The sequence below is a fragment of the Faecalibacterium sp. BIOML-A4 genome, from assembly GCF_009679665.1.
Lineage (GTDB): Bacteria > Bacillota > Clostridia > Oscillospirales > Ruminococcaceae > Faecalibacterium > Faecalibacterium taiwanense.
In genome coordinates, this window is the sequence record NZ_WKZG01000039.1 from 1 (window position 1) to 1,660 (window position 1,660).

Below are 1,660 nucleotides of genomic sequence, written 5' to 3' on the forward strand. Positions count from 1 at the left end.
GCATCAAAAGAAACTTCTGCCCTCTCACTCATGGCTGTTCAACTCCTTCCACAATAGTTTTCTTCCACGGAAAAGCCGCATCCGAACCACTTCATCCGTCAGTCCAAGCGATTCGGCAATCTCCCGGTTGGTGTAGCCCATTGCCAAAAGACGTAGTGGGGCACGATACATTGGTTTCATCTGTCCGATCAGTTCTGTCAGGTGTTGGATGTTATCGGTGCTGACTACTGCATCATCCGGCACCGGGGCATCATCTGGCACGTCTGGGATTTCTTCTAATGGTTCTTCTCGCTGCTTGCGAAGCATATCGTATGCACGGCTTCTACTACAACTAACGAGATAAGCGGCGAGTTCGTGACAGTTTTCTCGATGAATTTTAGAAAAATTTTTGGCAACGTACAAAAAAAACTCTTGCAGCACATCTTCTGCCAGATATGAATCGCCCATAATTTTGTAAGCGGTATGGTAGACCAGCCGCTTGTAGGTATTATATACATCTATAAATTGTTCTTCGCTGCTCCGGTCATCCAGAACTGCCAGATACATTGCCAGCATTTTCGCCCACATCCCTCTTATCGGGAGGAATTATGTCAATTTGACACAATTCCTCTCTGCCCATTCATATAAACCACCACGGCAGTTCCAGCCACAGGTTATCCATGGCCTGTTCCTCGGTCTTTTGGGCGCGGCCTTTTGTCAGGTGGAAGTATATCGCCGTACCGATCAAAGGATGTTCCTCACCATCGGTGAAGCCATAGCGGTACAGCAGATAGGTCTGCTCCCGTTGGGTCAGCCGTTTCAGGCCATCGTACAGTTCCCGGCGCGATTCCTGCTCTTCCATAATACTCTGCGGCTGCATGGCATAAGGGTCGGCTATGGCTTCGATGCGCCGCAGCTGCTCTTCTCCCGGCAGAACATCGTTCAGCGAAACGCGCTGGTAGCAGATACCGTCCTTGTCCTCCGTTACCATCCGCTGCTCAAAAGCGGCAAAGGCATCCCGCACCATGTCCATCATGGCGTTGCGGATGGCAGGAGCCGCATAGGTCAGGAACTTCATGCCGCGCGCTGCATCGAACTTCGGCACAGCTTTCCAGAAGCCCAGATTGCCCGCCTGTTTCAAATCGTCCGTGTCAAGGTTCAGGCCGGACTGTGCCAGATCCATGCTGCGGAAAAGGTCATTTGCCACCTTGCCAATAAAGGACTTGTTGTTTTCGATCAGGCTGTCCAGTGCGGTGGCGTCCCCTTTCTGTGCCAGCGCACAAAGCCGTTCATTCGTCTGCTTCATGGGCGTTTTCCTGCTCTGCGGCAGACTGCAAGATTCCCAGCAGGCCGTTCCGCAACTGTTCCAGTGCCTCCGGCGTGGCTCCTTCCATGCCCGAAACACTGTCCAACATTGCATCCGTCAACTGCTCTGCCGTAATCGTTGGGTGCTGCACATCCTGCCCTTTGGTCAATTCGGTGAACATTTTCTCTGCCGCTTTCTTGCTCATGGCTTCCTGTTCGGCGTAATGGCTCCCGATACCCTTTTTGATTTCCTTGATTGCCGCCATGAAGTACATTTCAATGTCATCAAGGTCGCCTTGGTACACAGGCTTTCTCCGAAGGTTGATGTCTTTTGCAGCCTTGGCTGCTTCCGGGGTCTTGACCTTTGTGCGCAGCA

At 52.0% G+C, this 1,660-nt stretch carries 2 protein-coding genes and 1 pseudogene; all 3 read right to left on the reverse strand.

Going from position 1 to position 1,660, the window contains the following annotated elements:
* Nucleotides 1-24 precede the first annotated feature (24 nt).
* Complete coding sequence (locus GKG34_RS15520) at nucleotides 25-555, reverse strand: sigma-70 family RNA polymerase sigma factor (protein WP_154256863.1); 531 nt, start codon at nucleotides 553-555, stop codon at nucleotides 25-27.
* 64 nt (nucleotides 556-619) lie between these two features.
* On the reverse strand, nucleotides 620-1,285 hold the full coding sequence (locus GKG34_RS15525; protein ID WP_005946623.1) for a sigma-70 family RNA polymerase sigma factor: 666 nt from the start codon (nucleotides 1,283-1,285) through the stop codon (nucleotides 620-622).
* Nucleotides 1,269-1,660, reverse strand: a pseudogene (locus tag GKG34_RS15530) (XRE family transcriptional regulator); the annotation flags it as partial. The gene GKG34_RS15525 and the pseudogene GKG34_RS15530, both read right to left, overlap by 17 nt.

Excerpts from the sequence above, each read along its gene's own strand:
- GKG34_RS15520 (WP_154256863.1), bottom strand. The coding sequence starts at position 555 with ATGCTGGCAATGTATCTGGCAGTTCTGGATGACCGGAGCAGCGAAGAA.
- GKG34_RS15525 (WP_005946623.1), bottom strand. The coding sequence starts at position 1,285 with ATGAAGCAGACGAATGAACGGCTTTGTGCGCTGGCACAGAAAGGGGAC.